At 51.3% G+C, this 20649-nt stretch carries 22 protein-coding genes; 18 read left to right on the plus strand and 4 right to left on the minus strand.

Translation table 11 applies throughout. The features are described 5' to 3' along the window. Nucleotides 1-8 precede the first annotated feature (8 nt). The 10 genes from def (at nucleotide 9) to ACY430_RS04330 (ending at nucleotide 8892) form a co-directional block, all read left to right on the plus strand. The gene (def, locus tag ACY430_RS04285; RefSeq protein WP_462137656.1) at nucleotides 9-638 is read left to right on the plus strand and encodes a peptide deformylase; all 630 of its coding nucleotides are present in this window, start codon (nucleotides 9-11) and stop codon (nucleotides 636-638) included. Beyond that, nucleotides 638-1801, plus strand: coding sequence for a pyridoxal phosphate-dependent aminotransferase (locus tag ACY430_RS04290; protein ID WP_462137657.1), 1164 nt, complete (start codon nucleotides 638-640; stop codon nucleotides 1799-1801). The genes def and ACY430_RS04290 overlap by 1 nt, the downstream gene beginning before the upstream one ends. Next, a complete protein-coding gene (gene tpiA, locus ACY430_RS04295) occupies nucleotides 1798-2544 on the plus strand; it encodes a triose-phosphate isomerase (protein ID WP_462137658.1) in 747 nt (248 codons plus the stop codon). Before ACY430_RS04290 ends, tpiA begins: the two co-directional genes overlap by 4 nt. Before the next feature lie 3 nt (nucleotides 2545-2547). After that, the gene (gene secG / locus ACY430_RS04300) at nucleotides 2548-2895 is read left to right on the plus strand and encodes a preprotein translocase subunit SecG (RefSeq protein WP_462137659.1); all 348 of its coding nucleotides are present in this window, start codon (nucleotides 2548-2550) and stop codon (nucleotides 2893-2895) included. Between the two features lie 31 nt (nucleotides 2896-2926). Then, nucleotides 2927-3193 carry a ferredoxin gene (gene fdxA, locus ACY430_RS04305; RefSeq protein ID WP_462137660.1) on the plus strand — a complete coding sequence of 89 codons (267 nt, stop codon included), beginning with the start codon at nucleotides 2927-2929 and terminating at the stop codon, nucleotides 3191-3193. Beyond that, nucleotides 3153-3836 (plus strand): endonuclease III, encoded by a 684-nt coding sequence (gene nth / locus ACY430_RS04310; protein WP_462137661.1) that lies wholly within the window; start codon nucleotides 3153-3155, stop codon nucleotides 3834-3836. The genes fdxA and nth overlap by 41 nt, the downstream gene beginning before the upstream one ends. Next, nucleotides 3829-4737 carry an alpha/beta hydrolase family protein gene (locus tag ACY430_RS04315; RefSeq protein ID WP_462137662.1) on the plus strand — a complete coding sequence of 303 codons (909 nt, stop codon included), beginning with the start codon at nucleotides 3829-3831 and terminating at the stop codon, nucleotides 4735-4737. The genes nth and ACY430_RS04315 overlap by 8 nt, the downstream gene beginning before the upstream one ends. A gap of 3 nt (nucleotides 4738-4740) precedes the next feature. Next, a complete protein-coding gene (locus ACY430_RS04320; RefSeq protein WP_462137663.1) occupies nucleotides 4741-5637 on the plus strand; it encodes an alpha/beta hydrolase family protein in 897 nt (298 codons plus the stop codon). Nucleotides 5638-5768: 131 nt separating this feature from the next. Continuing rightward, nucleotides 5769-7325 (plus strand): phosphoenolpyruvate carboxykinase (ATP), encoded by a 1557-nt coding sequence (pckA, locus tag ACY430_RS04325; RefSeq protein WP_462137664.1) that lies wholly within the window; start codon nucleotides 5769-5771, stop codon nucleotides 7323-7325. Further along, nucleotides 7303-8892, plus strand: coding sequence for a S1C family serine protease (locus ACY430_RS04330; protein WP_462137665.1), 1590 nt, complete (start codon nucleotides 7303-7305; stop codon nucleotides 8890-8892). The genes pckA and ACY430_RS04330 overlap by 23 nt, the downstream gene beginning before the upstream one ends. On the opposite strand, the gene ACY430_RS04335 is transcribed toward ACY430_RS04330, so the two are convergent. Together ACY430_RS04335 and ACY430_RS04340 are read right to left on the minus strand one after the other, a co-directional pair. Next, nucleotides 8889-9311, minus strand: a complete 423-nt coding sequence (locus ACY430_RS04335) for a hypothetical protein (RefSeq protein ID WP_462137666.1) — start codon at nucleotides 9309-9311, stop codon at nucleotides 8889-8891. The genes ACY430_RS04330 and ACY430_RS04335 overlap by 4 nt on opposite strands. Beyond that, complete coding sequence (locus ACY430_RS04340) at nucleotides 9308-10717, minus strand: class II fumarate hydratase (RefSeq protein ID WP_462137667.1); 1410 nt, start codon at nucleotides 10715-10717, stop codon at nucleotides 9308-9310. The genes ACY430_RS04335 and ACY430_RS04340 overlap by 4 nt, the downstream gene beginning before the upstream one ends. Nucleotides 10718-10865: 148 nt before the next feature. Here ACY430_RS04340 and trxA point away from each other — a divergent pair, with 148 nt between their 5' ends. Beyond that, nucleotides 10866-11195, plus strand: coding sequence for a thioredoxin (gene trxA, locus ACY430_RS04345; RefSeq protein ID WP_462137668.1), 330 nt, complete (start codon nucleotides 10866-10868; stop codon nucleotides 11193-11195). 16 nt (nucleotides 11196-11211) lie between these two features. Beyond that, a complete protein-coding gene (locus ACY430_RS04350) occupies nucleotides 11212-11496 on the plus strand; it encodes a GYD domain-containing protein (protein ID WP_462137669.1) in 285 nt (94 codons plus the stop codon). Between the two features lie 12 nt (nucleotides 11497-11508). On the opposite strand, the gene ACY430_RS04355 is transcribed toward ACY430_RS04350, so the two are convergent. Together ACY430_RS04355 and ACY430_RS04360 are read right to left on the minus strand one after the other, a co-directional pair. Beyond that, nucleotides 11509-13005, minus strand: coding sequence for a DUF3943 domain-containing protein (locus tag ACY430_RS04355; protein ID WP_462137670.1), 1497 nt, complete (start codon nucleotides 13003-13005; stop codon nucleotides 11509-11511). Next, the gene (locus tag ACY430_RS04360; RefSeq protein WP_462137671.1) at nucleotides 12942-14108 is read right to left on the minus strand and encodes a glycosyltransferase family 4 protein; all 1167 of its coding nucleotides are present in this window, start codon (nucleotides 14106-14108) and stop codon (nucleotides 12942-12944) included. Before ACY430_RS04360 ends, ACY430_RS04355 begins: the two co-directional genes overlap by 64 nt. An 89-nt stretch (nucleotides 14109-14197) precedes the next feature. Between ACY430_RS04360 and hisS the strand changes: the two genes are divergently transcribed. From hisS to ACY430_RS04390, 6 genes are all read left to right on the plus strand, one after another. Then, a complete protein-coding gene (gene hisS, locus ACY430_RS04365; RefSeq protein ID WP_462137672.1) occupies nucleotides 14198-15484 on the plus strand; it encodes a histidine--tRNA ligase in 1287 nt (428 codons plus the stop codon). After that, complete coding sequence (locus tag ACY430_RS04370; protein ID WP_462137673.1) at nucleotides 15485-16768, plus strand: MFS transporter; 1284 nt, start codon at nucleotides 15485-15487, stop codon at nucleotides 16766-16768. It abuts the gene before it with no gap. 1 nt (nucleotide 16769) lies between these two features. Beyond that, nucleotides 16770-16973 (plus strand): Sec-independent protein translocase subunit TatA/TatB, encoded by a 204-nt coding sequence (locus ACY430_RS04375; RefSeq protein ID WP_462137674.1) that lies wholly within the window; start codon nucleotides 16770-16772, stop codon nucleotides 16971-16973. Nucleotides 16974-17051: 78 nt separating this feature from the next. Further along, a complete protein-coding gene (locus ACY430_RS04380; protein WP_462137675.1) occupies nucleotides 17052-18662 on the plus strand; it encodes an NADH-quinone oxidoreductase subunit G in 1611 nt (536 codons plus the stop codon). Next, complete coding sequence (gene nuoH, locus ACY430_RS04385; RefSeq protein ID WP_462137676.1) at nucleotides 18637-19695, plus strand: NADH-quinone oxidoreductase subunit NuoH; 1059 nt, start codon at nucleotides 18637-18639, stop codon at nucleotides 19693-19695. The genes ACY430_RS04380 and nuoH overlap by 26 nt, the downstream gene beginning before the upstream one ends. Next, the gene (locus tag ACY430_RS04390; RefSeq protein WP_462137677.1) at nucleotides 19692-20642 is read left to right on the plus strand and encodes a 2-dehydropantoate 2-reductase; all 951 of its coding nucleotides are present in this window, start codon (nucleotides 19692-19694) and stop codon (nucleotides 20640-20642) included. Before nuoH ends, ACY430_RS04390 begins: the two co-directional genes overlap by 4 nt. Nucleotides 20643-20649 lie beyond the last annotated feature (7 nt).

Consider the following 20649-nt stretch of genomic DNA (forward strand, 5'->3'; position numbering starts at 1 on the left):
GCGCGAAAATGGCTCTGCTGAAAATTCTGCTCTATCCGAATCCAAAATTGAGAAAAAAGAGCGTCCCGGTCGGCAAGATTGACGGCGGTGTTCGTGTTCTTCTTGACAATATGCTTGAGACCATGCGGGAGGCGCGGGGGGTGGGGCTTTCCGCGCCACAGGTCGGCGAAAACATAAGGGTTGTTCTTGTGTCTGACGTGCGCGATTTTGAGCCTGCGGACGAGGATGCGGTTACTGACCCGCAGGAAGAGCAAACACATGTTGAAATGCCTGTGATTGAGATGATAAATCCCTCCATAGAAAGGTCTTCGGGGTCCGATGAAGGCACTGAGGGCTGCCTCAGCATTCCGGGCTTTACGGGCAAGGTGAAAAGGAGTGAGAACGTTAAAGTCAGCTGGCTTTGCCGTGACGGAAAACAGCATTCCATGACCACGAACGGGTTTACGGCGAGGATAGTTCAGCACGAGATTGACCACCTTGACGGAGTGCTTTTTGTTGACCGTTTGAGCGCGCTTAAAAAACAGATGGTACTGAAAAAAATGGACAAGGTCTTCGGCGGGGATTCAGACGTACGGCGTTTGTCTGCGGCAAAAAAACGGCGGACAAGAAACCGGAAAAAAAGTACGGAGCACGAATAATGGTTTCTTCGGGCAAAATCGCGCTTTCCCGTCTTGCCGAAGGGCTTGAGCCCTTCTATGTGATGGAAACGCTTGAGGCGGCGGCGCGCATGGAGAAAGCGGGAATTGATGTTATTCATTTTGAAATCGGGCATCCCGACCTGCCGACCGCGCCCGAAGTTTGTGAGGCGGCGATAGAGGCGGTCAAACGCGGCGAAACAGCTTACGCACCGAGCACGGGCATTGATTCCCTCAAAGAGCGCATAGCGCAAGCGCACCGTTCAAGATATGGCTTAAACGTTACGGCCGGCAACGTGTTGGTAACATCGGGCAGTTCGCCCGCTCTGCTGATTGCCGCGCTTTGCGTTGTCAATCCGGGCGATGAGGTTGTCATTACAGACCCGCACTACGCCTGCTATCCGGGAATGATTAAGTCCGCGGGCGGTGTTCCCGTTACGGTTCCCGTGTATGCCAAAGAGAACTATCAGATTGATGTGGCGCGGTTGAAAAAGGTTTTAAGCCCGAGAACGAAGGCGATCATCATCAACTCTCCCTCCAATCCCACCGGAGCGGTTCAGAGCGACGAGACGCTTGCCGAAATATCATCGCTCGGAATTTTCGTCATATCGGACGAAATCTATCACGGGCTTGAATACGGCATGAAGTCAAGATCGATTTTGAATCATACCGACCGCGCGGTTGCCGTGAACGGATTTTCAAAACTGTGCTCAATGACCGGCTGGCGGCTCGGATATATGATAGCGCCGGAGCCGTTTATACGCGCCGCTCAGAAATTCCAGCAGAACCTCTTTCTGTGCGCGAACCCGTTTGTTCAGCGCGGAGGGGAAGCCGCCGTTGAATCCGTTTTTCCGCAAGCGGACGAAATTGCCTCCGTCTATATGAAGCGCAGAGACGCGATGGTGAAAGCGCTTGCAAAAGCCGGGCTTTCTCCCTGCGGCGACCCGCGCGGGGCATTTTATGTTTTTGTGAAAATTCCCGGTAAAAACACCGATTCGCGCCGGGTCGCGTCCGATATTCTTGAGAAAACCCGTGTTGCCGTTACGCCGGGTTTTGATTTCGGCAGTGAAGGCGAGGGGCACTTGCGCTTTTCATACGCCACGGGGATTGATAAAATCAACGAGGGAATAGCCAAAATCGCGGATTACTTGCAAAAATCATTATGAGAAAAAAACTTATCGCGGCGAACTGGAAAATGAACAAAACGCGCGTTGAATCTGCGGATTTCACCCGTGCTTTTGCCGACAAATTTTCAAATCCGGACTGCGAAATCGCCCTGTTTCCGCCGTTTACGGCAATTGAGGCGGTTGCGAAAGAGGCGGACGAAAAGTGGCTAACCGTTGGCGCGCAGGACGTTTTTTACGAAGATAGCGGCGCTTACACCGGAGAGATTTCCTGCATAATGCTTACGGATTTGGGGTGCTCAATAGTAATCGCGGGGCATTCTGAAAGGCGGCACCTTTTTGGTGAGAGTGATGAGGTTGTGGCGGCAAAAACGCGCGCGATTGTTCAAAACGGAATGAGGGTGATTCTGTGCGTGGGCGAAACCGAACGGCAGAGGGCGGACGGAAAAGAAAAAGACGTTGTGCGGCGGCAGATAACCTCCGCGCTCAAAAGTGCCCCGCCCGATATGACAACGGTCGCGTATGAGCCCGTGTGGGCGATTGGAACCGGAAATAACGCGAAATCCGGGGAAATAGAGGAGATGCATGGTTTCATAAGGGATGTGCTTGGCGGTATTTTCGGAGCGGATTCAGGCGGCGTCAGAGTTTTATACGGCGGGAGCATAAATTCCGGAAACGCCGCAGAGGTTGTCCGCGCTCAAGGAGTGGACGGCATGCTTGTGGGAACGGCAAGTCTTGAATTGGAGTCATTTGTCAGCATAATAGAGGCGTCTTTGGCGGATTGAAAAATGGAAGTTTTAACGCCCTTTATAGAAACCGTCCACATTGTTGTGGCTTTGATAATGGTGGTTGTCATTCTCATTCAGCCGAGTGGAACGGACGAGTTGGGAACCGTTTTCGGCGGCGGGACATCCGAATCCGTTTTTGGAGCGGGCGGAGCGACCCCATTTCTATCAAAAGCGACCAGATTTATGGCGATCGTTTTTGTGTCCACATCGCTTCTGCTTGGATATATTTCTTTCACGCAGTCGTCAGAATCAGTTTTTGACGCCCCGGTTCCGCAGAGCCAGTTGATTGAATTTGACGGTCCGGCAACACCTGCGGCGGAAGATGCGTCCGGAAAGAACTCCGAATAGGGAGACGGAGAAATAAAAAAGGGAGGTTTTCATGCCGTATATAATTGCAGAACCGTGCATTGACGTTAAAGACAAATCGTGTGTTGAGGCTTGCCCCGTGGATTGCATATACGAAGGGGAGGAGCAGTTATTTATTGAGCCCAATGAGTGCATTGATTGCGGAGCATGCGTTGACCCGTGTCCGGTGGATGCTATTTTCCATGAAGATGAAATCCCTGAAAAATGGCAGAATTTTATCAAAGCGAACAGCGATTTCTTTGAGGGGAAAAAGGATCTCAAACCCGCCACAAAAGACTGATAAATCCAACTCCATCAAGGAAAAAGTTTCACGCGTTTCGGCTTTTCTCAAAAAACAGTATCCGGACGCGCATTGTCATTTGAACTACAACTCTGCGTTTGAACTGCTTATCGGCTCAATTCTTTCGGCTCAGTGTACGGACAAAAGGGTTAATGAAATCACTCCGGGGCTTTTAAAAAAATATCCTGACGCCGCCAGTTTCGCGCACGCAAAACCCTCTGAACTGGAAAAGGATATTTTCAGCGCGGGATTTTATAAAAACAAAACAAAATCAATAATCGGGTGCTGTAAAGGGATTACAGGCAAGCACCGCGGCACAGTTCCCGACACAATGGAAGAGCTCAGAGCCCTGCCCGGAATAGGCAGAAAAACCGCCAATGTGGTTCTCGGAAACTGGTTCGGCGAGCCCGGCATAATTGTTGACACGCACATAACGCGCCTTTCCCGAAGGCTCGGAATGAGTTTGAAAAACACCGCCGAAGGCATAGAAAAAGACCTTATGGCGCTTGTGCCGCGAAAGGACTGGACGTTTTTTTCGAACTCTCTGGGCGAACACGGAAGGCAAATTTGCAAATCGCGCGCGCCGCTTTGTGCCAAGTGTGGAGTTTTTGAATTTTGCGTATGGAGCGGAAAAAATGCGTGAAAACCCCGGCGCGGCCGCTTCGGTTCAGGAACTCATAACCATTCCCACCAAGGGCGGAAATGTTAATGCCCTTTTCTACAAATGCGAGAATGGTGGAGACGGCAAAGAGCCCATCATTATTCATGTTCACGGGTTTCTGGGCAATTTTCTTGAAGGAAGCCAGAGGTTTCTGCCGCCAATTCTTGCCAAAGCCGGATATTCGTCCATAGCCATCAATACGCGCCTTTCAAATTTCAGCCTGTTTTTCGGCTACGGAATGGTGGACAGCACAATTCCACAGATAGACGGCGTTATTGAATTCCTGCGCGAAACGGGCTATGACAAAATCATAATTTCGGGTTACAGCCTCGGCGGCTGCATCGCCGTTAGATATGTGTCGTCCAAAGCGGGAACAAAAGAAGCGGATGCTTTGAGCGGAATGATAGCAATCGCCACTCCGTATTCAATGCCGGACTCCATAAGAAGAAGATGGGACAAATGGCAGAGCAGTCCGTCCTATGACCAGATTTACGAGGAAGCCAAAGAAATTCTGGGCTCCAACCCGATTAATTCAACCGAAGACCGCACGATTATAATCCACAAAGCGCGCGGCGACAGTTTCAGCCCCGAACACTGCGAGATATACACCTACAAAACCTGGTGGTTTCTCGCCGGTCCCGAAGCGACAAGCACAAAAACCTACAAACAGATAGAGAGTATAAAAGTGCCGACACTGTTGATTCAGGGCTGGGATGACAAAATTGTGTATCCGAACGAAACACACGACCTGTGTAAGGCGGCGACCGAAGCGGGCAACAACGATGTGTCCGCGTTTTTCCTCAACGCCGGGCACACGCTTGAAGGCAAAGAGGACGAATTGGGGGAGATTATCACAAACTGGCTGCGGAGAAGAACCAAGTAACTGATGGGTTTCAAACGGCGACAGCTTCTTAGTTATAAAGCGCGAGACGGTTTTGAAATTGACTCTCTTCTCACCACCCCTGCGGCGGAAGACGAAGACGCTTTGCGCCGGATTCCCGTCATCATCAACATACACGGGGTTCTCGGCAACTTTCTTGCGCGGGGAACTCCGAAAATTTTCCCCTCCGTTATGCTTGAACGAGGGTATTCAACGTTTTCAATAAACACTCGTATGGCGTTTATGGGGCAGATATTCGGAACGGGCATTTTTGACAAGGCGTGGGAGGATGTGGAGTGCGCGGTTGAGGTTTTGAGCAAAGAGGGATTCGAGAATATCTACATTATGGGATACAGCATGGGGGCAAACATAGCGGTTGACTACATTGACCGCCGCCCGGATTCTCCGGTGAAGGGGTTGATTCTTGAAGGGTGCTCGCCGTCTCTTCCCGAGTCGCAGAAAAGCCGGCTGGACAAGTGGGGCAGCATACCTGCGTATAATGATATTTATAAAAAGGCGAAATCGGTTTTGAAGCCTGACCCCGAAACGTCCAAAAATGACCAGATTTTTGTCATTTACAGGGCGTGGGGAGAGTCTCTCACTCCGGTGGACATTGAGATGTTCACTTATAAAACCTGGTGGTTTATGAGAAGCCCGGACGCCGAGCGCGCCAAGACAAAGAACATCATAGGGGCTGTTGCCGCGCCCGTGCTTTTTCTCAACGGAGCCAATGACGACATAGTTTTCGCGGGCGAGCCGGAAAAATTGAAGGATATTTTGAACAAATCCGGCAACAGCAACGTTGAGATTGAATACATACCGGATGCCGGGCATGACTGTCTGGACAACCCCGAATATTGTGCCGATGTTATGGACAGGTGGATAAGGAAACACGGAGGGTGAATTTCTTCAAAGACACATATTGAAAAACTGTTTTCTATAATATAGTTTTCCCGCATCTGCGCGGGGGTTCCGGGGGCGGCAGGAATTTAGAGGAAACAACTCCGACAAGCGTGCGTTGGCGCGCCGCGGTTATGGCAACAACAAGCAAAGCGAAATCACCGGCAAAACTCCTTGCGCCGCACGGGATTAAAACCTCCGGGCGTGTGTTCGCGAACCTTTCCGTTTCTGAACTTTACGAGGAGGCGCTCCGCAGGAAAGAAGCTGTTCTCGCGGCGGGCGGCGGGCTCGTCGCCTACACCGGAAAGCACACCGGACGCTCCCCCCTTGACCGCTTTATCGTCAAAGATTCATACACGGAAAAATCCGTGAACTGGGGCAAAGTCAATCAGTCCATCAGCCCCGCGAAGTTTGACGCGCTCTACAAAAAAGCCGCCGGATATCTGTCAAAAAAAGATGTTTTCGTGCGAGACCTTGCGGTCTGTTCTCATCCGAAATACCGCTCTTCGGTCAGGGTTATAAACGAATTCGCGTGGCACAACATATTTGTCAACAACCTGTTTGTCAGACCTGCAAAACCTTCCCGTAAAAAACCGGATTTTACGGTTCTCTGTGTGCCCGGCTGCAAGGCGAGCCCCAAAAAGGACGGCACGAATTCCGAAACCTTTGTAGTTCTCAATCTTAAAAAGAAAATCGCGCTCATCGGCGGAACCCAATATGCCGGAGAGATGAAGAAATCCATTTTCACAATGCTTAACTTTCTGCTTCCGGACAGAGGCGTGTTTCCAATGCATTGCTCGGCCAATGTCGGGAAAAAGGGCGATTCAGCGCTTTTCTTCGGACTTTCGGGAACCGGAAAAACAACTCTTTCCGCCGACTCCGAACGCAAACTGATAGGGGACGATGAACACGGCTGGTTCGCAAGTGGAGTTTTCAATTTTGAAGGCGGATGCTACGCCAAAGCCATACGGCTCAATCCCGAAACCGAGCCCGAAATTTACTCGGCTTCCATGCGTTTCGGCTCAATACTTGAAAATGTTGAGATTAACGAGAAGACGCGCGAGATTGATTTCGACAGCGCCAGGCACACCGAAAACACAAGGGTTGCCTACAAGATAGACGCTCTGCCGGGAATCGTGGAGAGCGGATTCGGAAAGACTCCAAAGAATATTTTTATGCTCACATATGATGCGTTTGGCGTTCTTCCTCCAATCTCAAAACTGACTTCAAAACAGACGATGGAGTTTTTTCTGCTCGGATACACGGCGAAGGTTGCCGGAACCGAGCGCGGCGTTAATGAACCGCGAACAACTTTCAGTTCCTGTTTTGGCGCGCCGTTTCTGCCGCGCGCTCCGCATTTCTACGCGAAGATGTTGGAAGATAGAATGAAAAAATCCGGCGCGAAAGTCTGGCTTCTGAATACGGGTATTTCCGGCGGTCCCTACGGAATCGGTAAAAGAATGTCGTTGCCGCAGACAAGGACTCTGGTCAGAGCCGCGCTTGACGGCACACTTGGAAAAGGTGGTTTTGTTGAAGTTCCGGTTTTCGGTCTCAAAGTTCCCAAACTATGCCCGAAGGTTCCTTCAAAACTGCTTCAACCCAGAAAATGCTGGAAGAGTCCGAAGGAATACGATAAAAAAGCGGTGGAATTAAAAGACAGATTTGCCCATGAACTGCTCAAATTCAAATAGTTCCGCACTTGGCGGCGGGTTCCGGTTTTTTACGCCGTTTAAGAAAACCCTTTCCGTCCGTGCACTGGTTTTCTTTTTAATTCCGGTTTTTCTTCTTTCAGTATTTCCCTCTCACGGCGCACTTGCACGAGATGATTCTTCAGTAAAGAAATCAGTTGTGCGGATTCATGTTCAGAAAACAGTTCCGTCATATAAACAGCCGTGGATAGTAAACAAACCTTCTTCGCATTTTGGCTCCGGCTGTATCATTTCGGGTTCCCATATCCTGACAAGCGCGCATGTGGTTTCACATGCCGCGTTTATCCATGTGAGCAAATTCGGCGACCCGAACAAATACACCGCCGACTTGCTTTTTATCTCGCACGAAGCCGATCTGGCGATTCTTACCGTCAAAAAGAGGGAGTTTTTTGAAGACACAAAACCGGTGCAGATAAGACGCAACCTTGTCCACACTCAGGACGAAGTGGCGGTTTACGGGTTTCCCATAGGCGGCGAGACTTTGGGCGTTACGCGTGGAATTGTGTCGCGCGTGGAGCATGAGATCTACGCTCACAGCATTTACCAACTTCTTATGTCGCAGGTGGATGCTCCAATCAATCCCGGCAATAGCGGCGGCCCCGTGATTGTCAAAGGGGAGCTTGTGGGGATTGTAATTCAAGCGTTACACGGCGGGAGGTCTGAAAACATCGGATACATGGCTCCCGCGCCGGTGATAGATCATTTTCTTGACGATATCAAAGACGGCTCATACGACGGATTTCCCGTTCTTGGAATAATGGCACAGATTGCCCAGAATCCGGATTTGAGAGAGAAAAAACTTGTTTCCGGGCGGAATGGCGGAGTTCTTGTAACGTATGTGGTTCCCGACTCTCCGGCTGACGGCGGAATTCTCAAAGATGACATTCTTCTGGCTATTGACGGCACGGAGATATTTTCTGACGGCACGGTGAATTTCAGGGGCGATGAACGGACAAATTTTTCATATCTGGTTGATTCGCGCCAGATAGGCGAGAAAATCACGGTTGAGGTTTTAAGGGCCGGCAGGAAGATGGAGTTTGAGATTCCGCTCACAAAAGATGGAGATGCTCTGCGTCTTGTCAATTCAAACTACACCGTTCCGAGTTATTACATATTCGCCGGGTGTGTGTTTTCCCCTCTCACCTTCAACTATTTGAGAGAGTGGGGGCGCCGCTGGCTTCTGGAGGCGCCGAGTAAACTGCTTTCAAAACTCAGCCACAACGTGAAGCGGTTTCCGGGAGAAGAGGTTGTAATTCTGATACGGGTTCTCCCGTCCGAAATCAATTACGGCTATCACGAAACCAGAAACTGGATAGTGAGCAAAGTGAACGGCACGAGGGTGGAAAATATGAAGCATCTGGTAAAGGTTGTTGAGTCCGAAATTGCGAGCGCGGAGTTTGTAACCTTTGAAAATCCCCACGGTGAGCAGATTGTTTTTTCGTCCAGAAAAGCGAAGCAAAGCGGAGCCCCGTTGCTCTCCACTTATCAAATTCCAAAAGACAGGTCACCCGACCTTGTCGTTCCCATTTTTGAGTCCATCGGGCTTTAGCCCAGAACCTCAAACTTCCGTCCTTTTAACACATTCTTTAGTTTGAAGATTTTGAGGTACTTCCTTTTTTTGTAGTATCTGCCGGTAACTTTCAGCCTGTCGCCCGTTTTGAGCCGCGCGTGCGTTCCCCTCAAGTAGACAAGCATGGGCGTGCCGCCCTTGGAATCTTCCATTTTGAATACCGTATAGTCCTTTCCGTTGTAGCGCTTTGTTTCCACTCCGGATGAGATTTCCCCCTCGGTCAATATCACCTTTCTGTTGTACTGTCCGGGGTTGTCCGTTACTTCCCGTATGGAAATGGAAAGCGGGTTGTCGTATCCGTTTTGAGCCGCGGGGGCATCTGCGTTTTGAAAAATTAAAAACGCTCCCACGAGAATAACGGCAAGACCGCTCGCGGCGAAAAACAGTGTTTGTCTCATTTTTTCCGGCGCGGAGCGGATCCCGTCATCGCGCGCGCGTCAAGCAGGGAGTCCAGCTCTTTTTTAGGAAGTATCTTTTTTTCTTCGGCCGTTTCCCTCACGGTTTTGTTTTTCTCATACGCCTCTTTCGCTATCGCCGCCGCGGAGTCGTATCCAATTACGGGCGCGAGGCTTGTGCACATTGCAAGGCTTTTTTCAATGCTTTCCCCGCACCGCTCTTTGTTTGCTTTTATGCCGTCCACGCATTTTTCCGTGAACACTTCGCATACGTTTGAAAGCAGGGAAACCGAATTCAGAAGATTGTTTGCCATCATGGGCACCATAACGTTGAGCTCAAAGTTTCCGCTCTGCCCGCCCACCGTTATCGCGGAGTCATTTCCAATTACCTGCGCGCACACCTGAGTGAGCGATTCCGCCATCACGGGATTGACCTTGCCGGGCATTATTGAAGAACCGGGCTGAACGGCGGGAACATCTATTTCTCCGAAACCGCAACGTGGTCCGCTTCCGAGCCAGCGGATGTCGTTCGCGATTTTCATCAAACTCGTTGCGAGAGTTTTCAGCGAGCCGCTCACCTGCACAACCGCGTCTCTGCCGCTCTGGGCTTCAAAGTGGTTTTTGGCTTCAACAAAGCGCGTTCCTGTGAGGCGGCTTATGCGCGCCGCCGTTTTTGACCCGAATTTTTTGTGAGTGTTGATTCCCGTGCCGACCGCCGTGCCTCCGAGCGCAAGCTCTCTGAGTCCTTCGCATGAGTGTTTTATATCGCGCGTTCTCTGCGAAACCATCGCTGAGTATCCGCCGAATTCCTGACCCAGCGTTACCGGAGTCGCATCCTGAAGATGGGTTCTGCCTATCTTCACAACGGACGAAAAGGCGCGCGATTTGCGCGCGAGGGCTTTTTCAAGTTTCGCGAGTGCGGGCAGGAGTTTTCCGCGTATTTCAATCAGCGCAGAGATGTGAGTTGCCGAAGGGATAACGTCATTGCTTGACTGTCCCATGTTCACGTGGTCATTAGGGTGAACGGGCAATTTGTCGCCGATTTTTCCGCCTAAAATCTCATTTGCTCTGTTTGCTATAACCTCGTTGGCGTTCATATTGGTTGAGGTTCCGGAGCCGGTCTGAAAAACATCCACAACGAAGTGTGCGTCCAGTTTGCCGTCCCTAACCTCGCCCGCCGCGGAAACAATCGCTTTGCCGGCGCGTTTGCCCAGCAAACCCAACTCCATGTTGGTTTGAGCGGCGGCGAATTTTATGATCCCGACCGCTGAGGTGAATGAGCGCGGAAGGGTTGCGCCGCTTACGGGGAAGTTTTCAACGGCTCTTGCCGTTTGCGCTCCGTAGTAAGCGCTTGTGGGAACCCGCATTTTCCCCATTGAGTCTGATTCAATTCTTGTTTTTGTTTTCATCAGCCGTACCTCCGCGGAGCAAAAAACCTTCTTAGGGATTTTTAGACTACTGAACGGCGGCGTGGTGCGCAATACGGTGTGATTTTCGCTTGACACGGGCGGAGCGGAAATTACATTACTGCCACACAAACCAGAAGAGAGGTTAGAAATGCCCGAAGACAATTTGATTGAACTCAGTGATTCCATTTTTGAGAGCGAGGTGATCCAAAGCGACATTCCCGTGCTTGTTGATTTCTGGGCTCCGTGGTGCGGGCCGTGTAAGGCAATCGCGCCGACCGTGAGCCAAATCTCCCGTGATTTTGCAGGCAAAATCAAAGTGGGCAAAGTCAATGTGGACGAAAATCAGCAAACTTCCGTTCAGTTTGGAATACGCAGCATTCCCACATTGCTGATTTTCAAGGATGGCAAAATTGTTGACCAGATTATAGGGGCCGTTTCGCAGGCGGACCTTGAGAATTCCATCAACAAAGTGCTTTGACCTGCGGGTAAATGCAATGGCAAGATACATAATGCTGAGCACTCTCACGGACGAAGGGCGAAAAACCGTCAAGATGCGTCCTGAGAGAATCAAAGAGGTCAACAAAGAGATAGAAAAGATGGGTGCGAAAGTTGTCGCGCAATACGCCGTGCTCGGTCTTTACGATTTTGTAAACATCATTGAGGCTCCCGACAACGAAACCATAACGCGGATTTCAATTGAACTCGGCTCAAGAGGCACGATTCAGTTGCTTACACTTTCCGCAATCACCATTGACAGTTTTGAGAAGCAATTGTCCTAGCCCCGGGATTTTTCAGAAACGAAGCTGAATTTCCGTTATGACAGTTTGCGACACCGTGTTGTCATCGTGTCCTGAAACCGGAATCTGCAAAGCCACCGAAGGGGAAAAGAAACGCCCCAGCCGTATTCCGGTTGTGAAGTAGGAGCTGTTTTTATTCCCGCTTCTCGTCGAAATAATCCTGTTTCCTGAAAATTCCGCGGACACCCGCGCGGCGATATTGACCGGAAGCGCCAGACTCAGCGCGACTCCGTATTTCAGAATTTTTTCCGATTCATCTCCCTCAAAATCCTCCGCTTTTTTCACAAGAGTGAAGGCGGCGTTTGTTTCAAATGAAAGCGCTCCGATATTTGCGCCCGCGCCCGCAAAAGGCGTAAACGCGTAGGAATCCCGCAGATAAACCGGAAGGTCGCGCCTGTAACGGTTTTTGATTCCTTCGAGCCGCCGCACATTGTCTTTGTAGATTGTCGGCAGATGGGTTTCAAAACCCGCCGCCAGCCAGTATTCCGGCGTTTTTACGAACGCATATTTTCCGCCGAGCCGGAAGTTTGAAAGTTCATAGCCGTCTCTGGGTGAGTGAAAGTTGTTGACTCCCGACTGGTTGAAAATCACATATAGACTTTTGCGATAGTCGTTTGACGGCAGTTCCGCCCTGATGTCGTAGAGAACTATCTGCCCGGTTGAGTCCTGCGCGCCGGAAACTTCAAGCCGCGCTCCGGCATAACCCCTCGGCAGCGCGGAGTAAAATGAGTGCGGAGAGTTTTGTTCAATTGCGAGGTCCTTCCACGGCACATGCGATATGTCAAAACTCTGCAAATATTCGAAACGCCCCGCCAGCGGATTTATCAGAGCGACCCGTCCGTTTTTCACAAAGTTTCTCATGGGGTTGATGAGATGGGCGAAGAAGGTCGCCGCAGGTTTGTCAATCTCAATCAGAAAATCTGAAAGATTTGACGCCGCGAAACCGAACACTGTTCCGAGCACCGGAGTGGAGATGAGGTCGGGAAGCGAAGGGGTTTCAACAAGCCCCTCAACCGTGTATTCAAAAAGTGTGCTTTGAAGCGCCGAGCCCAGCGCCGAGCCCCAAAATCCATACCCCAGTTCATTGTAATACAGGTAAGACACATACCCCGCGAAGGGGTGCACAACGTAGTTTGTGAAAAACTCATCGCCGTCATCGGTTTCGGGCGCCTGAGAAATATGGTCCCACCATGCTGACGGCGAAGTGTTGTATATCCGCTCGTTTTTGTTGCGGACATAAAAAAGTCTGAACGCCCATATTGAGCCGTAGTAAATCGCGCTGTCTTTAAGAAACTGTTTGCTGGCAATTTTTTTTGGAGCGGGGGATACGTTCTCACCGCTCTGTGCAATGGCCGCCGGTGGTGAAAACACAAGAGCAAAAGCCAGAAGAAGAAGCGCCGCCGCGCGGGGTTTTCTCGCGCCCGGAATCATTGAATTTTTCCCGTTGCCGCCGAAGCAAATGAAAGAATTGTGGAAGCTCTTTTTTCCCATGTGTACTCGCCGACTTTTTGCCGCGCCGCGCTCCCGATTTTCTCTGAAAATCCCTCATCGTCAAGGCAACGGCGAACCGCGAGCGCGAACCCCCGCACGTCTCCCGGAGCGGTCATGACGCAATTCTCTCCATCTTTGAGAATGTCGGCAACCGAGGGTATGGCCGCCGCCACTATGGGTTTGCCCGCCGCCATATACTCAAAAAGTTTCATCGGTGAGGTGAATTCCGCGGCTTTTGTTCCGCCTTTTATGGTTATGTGTTCGGTGTATGGAAGCACGAGCAGATCCGAAGCAAGCAGATAGGCAGGCACTTCAGTATGGGGAACAAAACCCTTCATAACAAAATTATCAAGCGCCTTTTTTCCGGCGGCTTCAATATACGGCGCGTTATCCTCATCGCGTCCGCCGACGATAAGAAAAAGCGCGTCTTTCATTTCCCCCGCGATGTCAATCAGGTTTTCAATCCCTCTGCCTGCGTATGTGTTTCCGCAATAACACACAATTTTTTTGTCCGCCGGAAGACCCAACCGCTTCCTTATGTCCGCTTGAGACGGGCGGTTTTCAAAATCCTCCGTTTCAACCCCGTTGTGAGCGACAACGGTTTTTTCTTTGGCAAGCCCGCCCCGCAGGTATATTCGGCGCAATCCCCCGCTGTTAAATGAAACCGCCGCGAGAGCACGCGAATTTTGAAAAGACTTGAAGAGCAGGCGAGTCGCGGTATTGACGGGTGGATGGTGCGCGTCATAAACGGTCGTAATTCCCATGGCAGTGAGAACGGATGCGCAGATTATGTTCAGGGTCACAACAAGATCAAAATTCCGCCTGTTTGAAAAAGCGTGAAAAGCCGCCGCGAGCCCGTGAGCAAGTTGCCGCCCCTTGTATTTTGTAAGCGGCAGGGATTTCAGATTGAAAGGTTTTTCCACCCCGTAGTATTCAAAAATTTCGTCCGCCTCAAAACTTCCCGGAACAACGGCTTCAAACTCCACCCCGAGTTTGGCAAACGCTTTGCACATTTCCATTGCGTGAACCCCGTAAGCGCCCCCGGAAAAAAGTTCCGGGCTGGCTATGTAGCAAATCCGGGGTGAATTTAGAATTTTCCGCATTGAGAGAGAGGAAGGGACAGTTGATAGAGCCCTGATTTTACCGCTATAATCACGGACGGTCAAACCGTTCTTGCGGGTCTGTTTTCATAATGTCTACAACCGATATTAAATCCATCAGGGGATTCGTTGATATTCTACCGGAACGCTCCGGGGTATGGAGTTTTCTTGAAGAAACTGCCGCACGGGTTTTTGAACTTTACGGATTTTCGCAAATCAGAACGCCCGTTCTGGAATTTACCGACCTGTATTCAAGAGGCGTGGGCGAAACCACCGACCTTGTTGAAAAGGAGATGTATTCGTTCACGGACAGAGACGGCTCCGAAATCACTTTGCGCCCCGAAGGCACGGCGGGAGTCGTGAGGGCTTTTATTGAAAACTCTCTGCACAATTCTCCGGGCACTCAAAAGCTGTGGTATTCGGGCGAGATGTTCAGGCACGAGAGGCCCCAGAAGGGCAGAATGAGGGGGTTCCACCAGATAGGCGCCGAGTTTTTCGGCTCCGGCGCGGCTTCCGAGGATTGCGAAACCATTTTGATGCTGTGGCATTTTTTCACCGAAGCGGGAATCACGGACGGCTTGGAGATTGAGATTAACTCCATAGGAACCCCCGATGACAGAAACACTTTCAAAAACGCGCTCACGCAATTTCTGTTGCCCCTTCAGGAAAACCTGTGCGATAACTGCGCGAGAAGAGCGCAAACAAACCCTCTCCGGGCGCTTGACTGCAAAAATCCGGACTGCTCGGCGCTGATGGAAAATGCTCCGGTGATGTCAGAGTTTCTCTCCGCTGAAAACGCGCGCCATTTTGAAGAAGTGAAGGAGCGGCTCACCGCTCTTTCGGTGCCGTTTGCCGTGAATGAAAAAATCGTCAGAGGGCTTGATTACTACACGCGCACGGTTTTTGAGGTGAAGGCGGCGAAGGGGCTTGGGGCGCAGAACGCGGTTGCGGCGGGCGGGCGCTACGATTTGCTCGTTGAAACATTTGGCGGTTCGCCCACTCCGGCAACAGGGTTCGCAATAGGGGTTGAAAGGGCGGCTCTTCTGCTTGAGGGCTCAAGACATGAGCGCGGGAGCGGGGCTGATGTATTTGTGGGCTGGATAGGAGAGGGCTGCTTTGACCCGGCGTTCGCGCTGTGCGCGGATTTGCGCGGGCGCGGTGTGAAAACACGCATCGAGCATTCTGCGTCCGGCATAAGGGGGCAGATAAAGAGGGCGGACAAGTCGGGCGCGCGGATTATGGTGATAATCGGTCCCGACGAGATGGAAAAAAACGTTGTGAAAATCAGGGATATGGAAACCGGAGACGAAAAGGAATTGCCTGAAAAAAGCGCGGCGGAAGATATTTCCAAATCCGTCAAATCCGGCGGAAACGGTTAAATGCCTTTGAGGAACATCCATTACGGCTGGATTATTGTCGTTGCCTCATTCTTTCTGATATTTCTCGACGGGCTTCTTCTTTACACCTTCGGAGTATTCAAACCGTATTTGAGCGAATCCGTGCGCCTCAGCGAAACGGCGGTGGCGTCAATCTTTTCATTACGCTGTGTTACGCTCGCCGTTTCAATGCCGCTCGCGGGCAAACTCGCTGAAAAATACAGACCCAGATACCTGATTATCGCGGGCGGAGTGATTGTCTCAATCGGTCTTTTTCTCTCCGCGTTCGCGGACAGCATATTTGAACTTTATATCTTCTACGGTGTTCTTGTCGGGCTCGGAGACGGCGCGTTCTACACGTTACCCGTGGCGATAATCAGCAGATGGTTCAAAAAAAACAGGGCGTTCGCGATAGGCATAGCGACAACGGGGGTTCCCGTGAGCGGGCTTGTCCTTTCGCCGCTCAGCGCATGGCTGATTCATTCTTTCAGTCTTCGGGAAGCCTTTTTTGTTACCGCGGCGATAGTTCTGGTGATTTCGTTCTGCGGCGGGCTTGTCCTTAGAAAAGACCCCTCTGAATTGGGTTATTCTCCCGTCGGGGAAGATTCGCAAGCGAATGAACCCGACCCGGACGCCGGAAGCACCAGAGCGATGGACGTGATTCGCCGTAGAGATTTCTGGATACTGTATTTTGTTTTCTGGGCGGGTTTTAACACATTTTTGATTGTGATAATCAACCTTTATCATTTCGGCAAGGATTCGGGACTTGATTCAAGCACGGCAATAAACATGGGGTTCTTTTCGCTCAATACTTTCAAGGCGGCGATTCCGCCCGCCCTTGTCGGTGTTGGCAGCATTTTCGGGCGCATATTTTTTTCAGGTTACGTATTGCGGTTTGTTCAGGAAAAAAGAATTCTGCTGATGTGTTACATGCTTCAGTCCTGCACGATTTTGTTAGTTCTGTTTTTTAACGGCGAATGGGCGTTTTACCTGTTCGGTTTTTTGTTCGGGTTTTTCTATAGCGGCTGGGTTCCGATTTTCCCGACCATTCTTGGCAACCTTTACGGACTGAAAGAGCTTGGAGCCATATTCGGGTTTTTCGGCAGTGGTTTTTCGCTTGCCGCGCTCACCGGACCAATCACAGCCGGGCTCATCAAGGACACATTTGAAGGATATGAGCCGATGTTCTGGGTGGCGATAGGTTTCTGCCTTCTTGCATCCGCGGCAACTTTTTTTGTGAAATCCACGTCCGCATCCGCGTCCGCGGTAACGGGGGGTGGGGATTGATATGTTCGGCATAGGAATGGGGGAAATTCTGCTTGTGTGTCTGGTCGCGATTTTCTTTTTCGGTCCCGATGATTTTGTAAAACTTGCCCGCCTCGCCGCCCGGGGCTTGCGGGAGTTCAGGGTTTTCAAGCATGAACTCAAAGACAGCGTGGAAAAAACCGTAAACGGCTCAAGCGCGGACGATGAGGAAAAGCGGAGGCAATGACAGTTGCGGGCGCGCACCCTCTCTGATACATTGCGGATAAACCTTCCACCAAGCCCGTGCGGCTTCAATAAGGGTTAAATGCACAAAGTTGTCATTGACGGCAAAGAGTTGGAAGTTGAAGACGGCGTTAACGTTATCGCCGCCGCCGAGCGGGTTGGCATTCAAATCCCGCATTTCTGTTACCATCCGTCTTTAAAAGTGGTTGCCCAGTGTCGGCAGTGTCTTGTTGAAGTCAAGGGAATCCCGCGCGTTATGCCCGCCTGCAATATGTATGTTGCGGACGGTATGGAGATTTTCACAAAATCAAAAAAAGCGATTGAGGCACGGCGCGCATGTTCGGAATTTACCCTTATAAATCACCCGCTTGACTGCCCCGTTTGCGACAAGGGGGGCGAGTGCGCCCTTCAGCTGACGACCGTTTTGCACGGCAGGAATTACAGCAGATTTGACTCGCCCGAAGAGAAAAAGGTCAGAAAAAAATACTATCTCGGAGAGAGAATACTCCACGACCCGAACCGTTGCATAATGTGCACAAGATGCGTTCGCTTTACGGACGAAGTCACAAAAACCGGCGAACTCGGTTATGACAACAGGGGTTTTCGCAAAAGAATCACCGTTTTTCCCGGCAGGGAACTCAACAACGAACTGTCGGGCAACGTCATAGACCTGTGCCCGGTCGGCGCACTGCTTTCCAAAGACTCGCTTCATGGCGAGCGCGTTTGGTACACGAAAAAAACGGACACCGTTTGCCCCCTTTGCAGCAACGGCTGCAACATAACGGTCGGCGCGAACTTGCGCGAAGGCAAAATCATGCGCATTCGCCCCAGAGTCAATGAAGAGGTCAACGGGCATTGGATATGCGACAGGGGCAGGTTTGAATTCGGCGGCGTTCAGACGCCTGAAAAAAGGCTCAAAATTCCCATCGCAAAAGACCCCGCGGGCGGCTATGAGCAAATTTCATGGGAGCGCGCCGTGCGAGATTTTCAATATGGCCTCTCATCCGGTGCGGGCAATTCCGCTTTTGTCTGCTCGGCCGTCCTCACAAATGAGGAGTTATACATCGTTCTAAAACTGTCCGAAGAGTTCGGCGCGGAGAGTCTTGTTTGCTCCGCAGGTGAACACACCGGAGAGAAAAAATTCGGGCTCATCAGTTCAGACCCGTTCCCCAACAGTTCGGGCGCCGGAGATTTGGGAATAAAAACCGGCGCGGGCGAGATTGAAAAACTCATAAGCGACTTGGTTGACGGTAAATTTGACTCAATGTTTGTCGCCCACGAAGACCTGCTGCGTTTCACCGCGAATCACACCGTAAGAGAGATTACGGACGCGCTCGGACGGCTTTCTTTTCTCGCCGTGCTTGACACACGCCTGTCACAAACTGCGCGTCTTGCCCACCTCCTGCTTCCGGGCGCCACTCCGTATGAAAAAGACGGGACTTTTACAAACGACAGGGGCAGGGTGCAGAGAATCCGCAAAACGCTTGACTGCCCGGGCGAAGCTCTTCAGGATTGGGAGGCGCTACTGCGTCTGGGCGGTTCAAAACCGGAGCAGTTCTTCCACGGCTCACCCGCCGAAATCATGGGCGAGATTGCCGCGAGGTTTAAACCCTATGAGCGCATGGACTACGACCTGATAGATTTTCTCGGACTGGAAAGGAAAACCGATGTCGCCGGACAGCCAACTGTTTGAAGGGGTTGTTGCCGCCGTTAAATCGGTGATTTTAATCGGCGCGGTGCTGACTGCGGTTGCCTACATGGCTTACGCTGAAAGGCGCGTGAGCGCGCTTATTCAAGACCGGCTCGGACCTAACAGGGTGGGCCCGTTCGGGTTGCTCCAGCCGCTTGCGGACGGAATAAAATTCATGTTCAAGGAAGACACCGTTCCCGCCGGCGCGAACAAGGTCATCTATTCGCTCGCACCCGCCTTTTCGCTCGTTACCGCACTCGCCGCGCTTGCAGTCATTCCAATCGGGCGCGGGGTTGAGACTGATTTGATGGGTCTGCTTCCGGCGTCTGTTTTCATCAGTTTTCAAATTGCGGACATAGACGCGGGCGTGCTCTATGTGTTCGCCGTCAGTTCGCTCAGCGTTTACGGAGTGATTCTGGGCGGATGGGCTTCAAACAGCAAATACTCCCTCATCGGCGGAATCAGGGGGATTGCGCAGATGATAAGTTACGAACTCGCGCTCGGGCTTTCGGTTGTAGGGGTTTTTGTTCTTGTCGGCTCACTTAGAATAAATGAAATCGTTGAGTATCAGAGCGGTTCATGGCTCATTTTTCCTCAGTTTCTGGGGTTTGTAATTTTCCTCATCGCTTCCTTTGCCGAGACAAACCGGCTTCCGTTTGATGTTCCCGAAGCCGAGCCGGAGATTGTCGGCGGTTATCACACCGAATACAGCGGAATGAAATTCGCGATGTTTTTCATGGCGGAATACACTCACATGATAGTTGCCTCGTGTCTTATCACAGCTCTGTATCTGGGCGGTTGGTATCCACTTCCGTTTGTCGGGTGGGGCGGGATTGACATTGACACGCATTGGTATCTGCCGCCGATAGTTTTTCTTGGAAAAGTTGCGGTGATACTTTTCTTCTTTATCTGGGTGCGGTGGACGTTGCCGCGTTTCCGTTCAGACCAGGTTATGGCGTTCGGGTGGAAGGTTCTCCTGCCGCTTTCGGTGGCAAACATACTTGGCACGGCCGTTTATTTGGCGTTGAAAGGGTGAAAAAAATAGCAGTCATAGGATCCGGTGCGGTCGGACTTTATTACGGCGCGCGGCTCGCTCAAGCGGGCAACGAGGTTCATTTTCTCGCGCGCCGCGATTTTGACGCTCTCAAAAAAGGCGGGCTCACGGTTGAAAGCAAAGACGGCGATTTTCGGATTGAAAAGCCGCTTGTTCACCGCGAGAGCCGGGAAATCGGCGGCGCGGACTGGATTATTTGCGCGCTCAAAGGCACGGCGCTTGACTCCGCACGCGAACTCATTGAACCGGTTGCGACAAGCGGCGCACGGTTGCTTGTTCTGATGAACGGAATAGGAATGGAAGAGTGGTTTTCCGAATGGTTCGCACATGAGAATATTTTTTCGGGCATAGCGTTCACGTGCATAAACAGGGGAGACCTGGGAGCCGTGCGCCATCTTGACTACGGCGCGGTTACGGTCGGGCATTTCCGTGGCGAGCCGGAAAAAACCAAAGAGGCAAAAGCGCTTTGGGACGGCGCGAAGGTGGAGGTTTTGACGACGAACAACATTCTCAGAGACAGATGGATAAAGCAGTGCTGGAATGTTCCGTTCAGTGGAATAGGGGTTTTATACGGAGGCAAATCAACGCAGTTTATTATGGGCAGTCCCACGCTTTGCTCGCAGGTTGAAAATGCTCAACGCGAAATTGTGGAAATTGCCAATGCGGATTTGCGCGCTACGGGAAGCACTGAAACCATTGATGCGGACGAGACGGTCGCAAAAATGATGGAGAATACCCGGCAAATGGAGGATTACAGTTCAAGCACGGTTTTGGATTTTCTTGCCGGCAGACCGATGGAGGTTGACATAATTTTTTCTGAAACCTTGCGCCGCGCCCGCAAATACGGTGTTGCCGCGCCCAATGTGGAGGCGATTGTCACGGTTATTGAGGCGTTTCAAACGCTGAAACTACGCGGCGACCGTGTATAATTGCCCG

This window comes from Candidatus Mycalebacterium sp. (assembly GCF_977828045.1).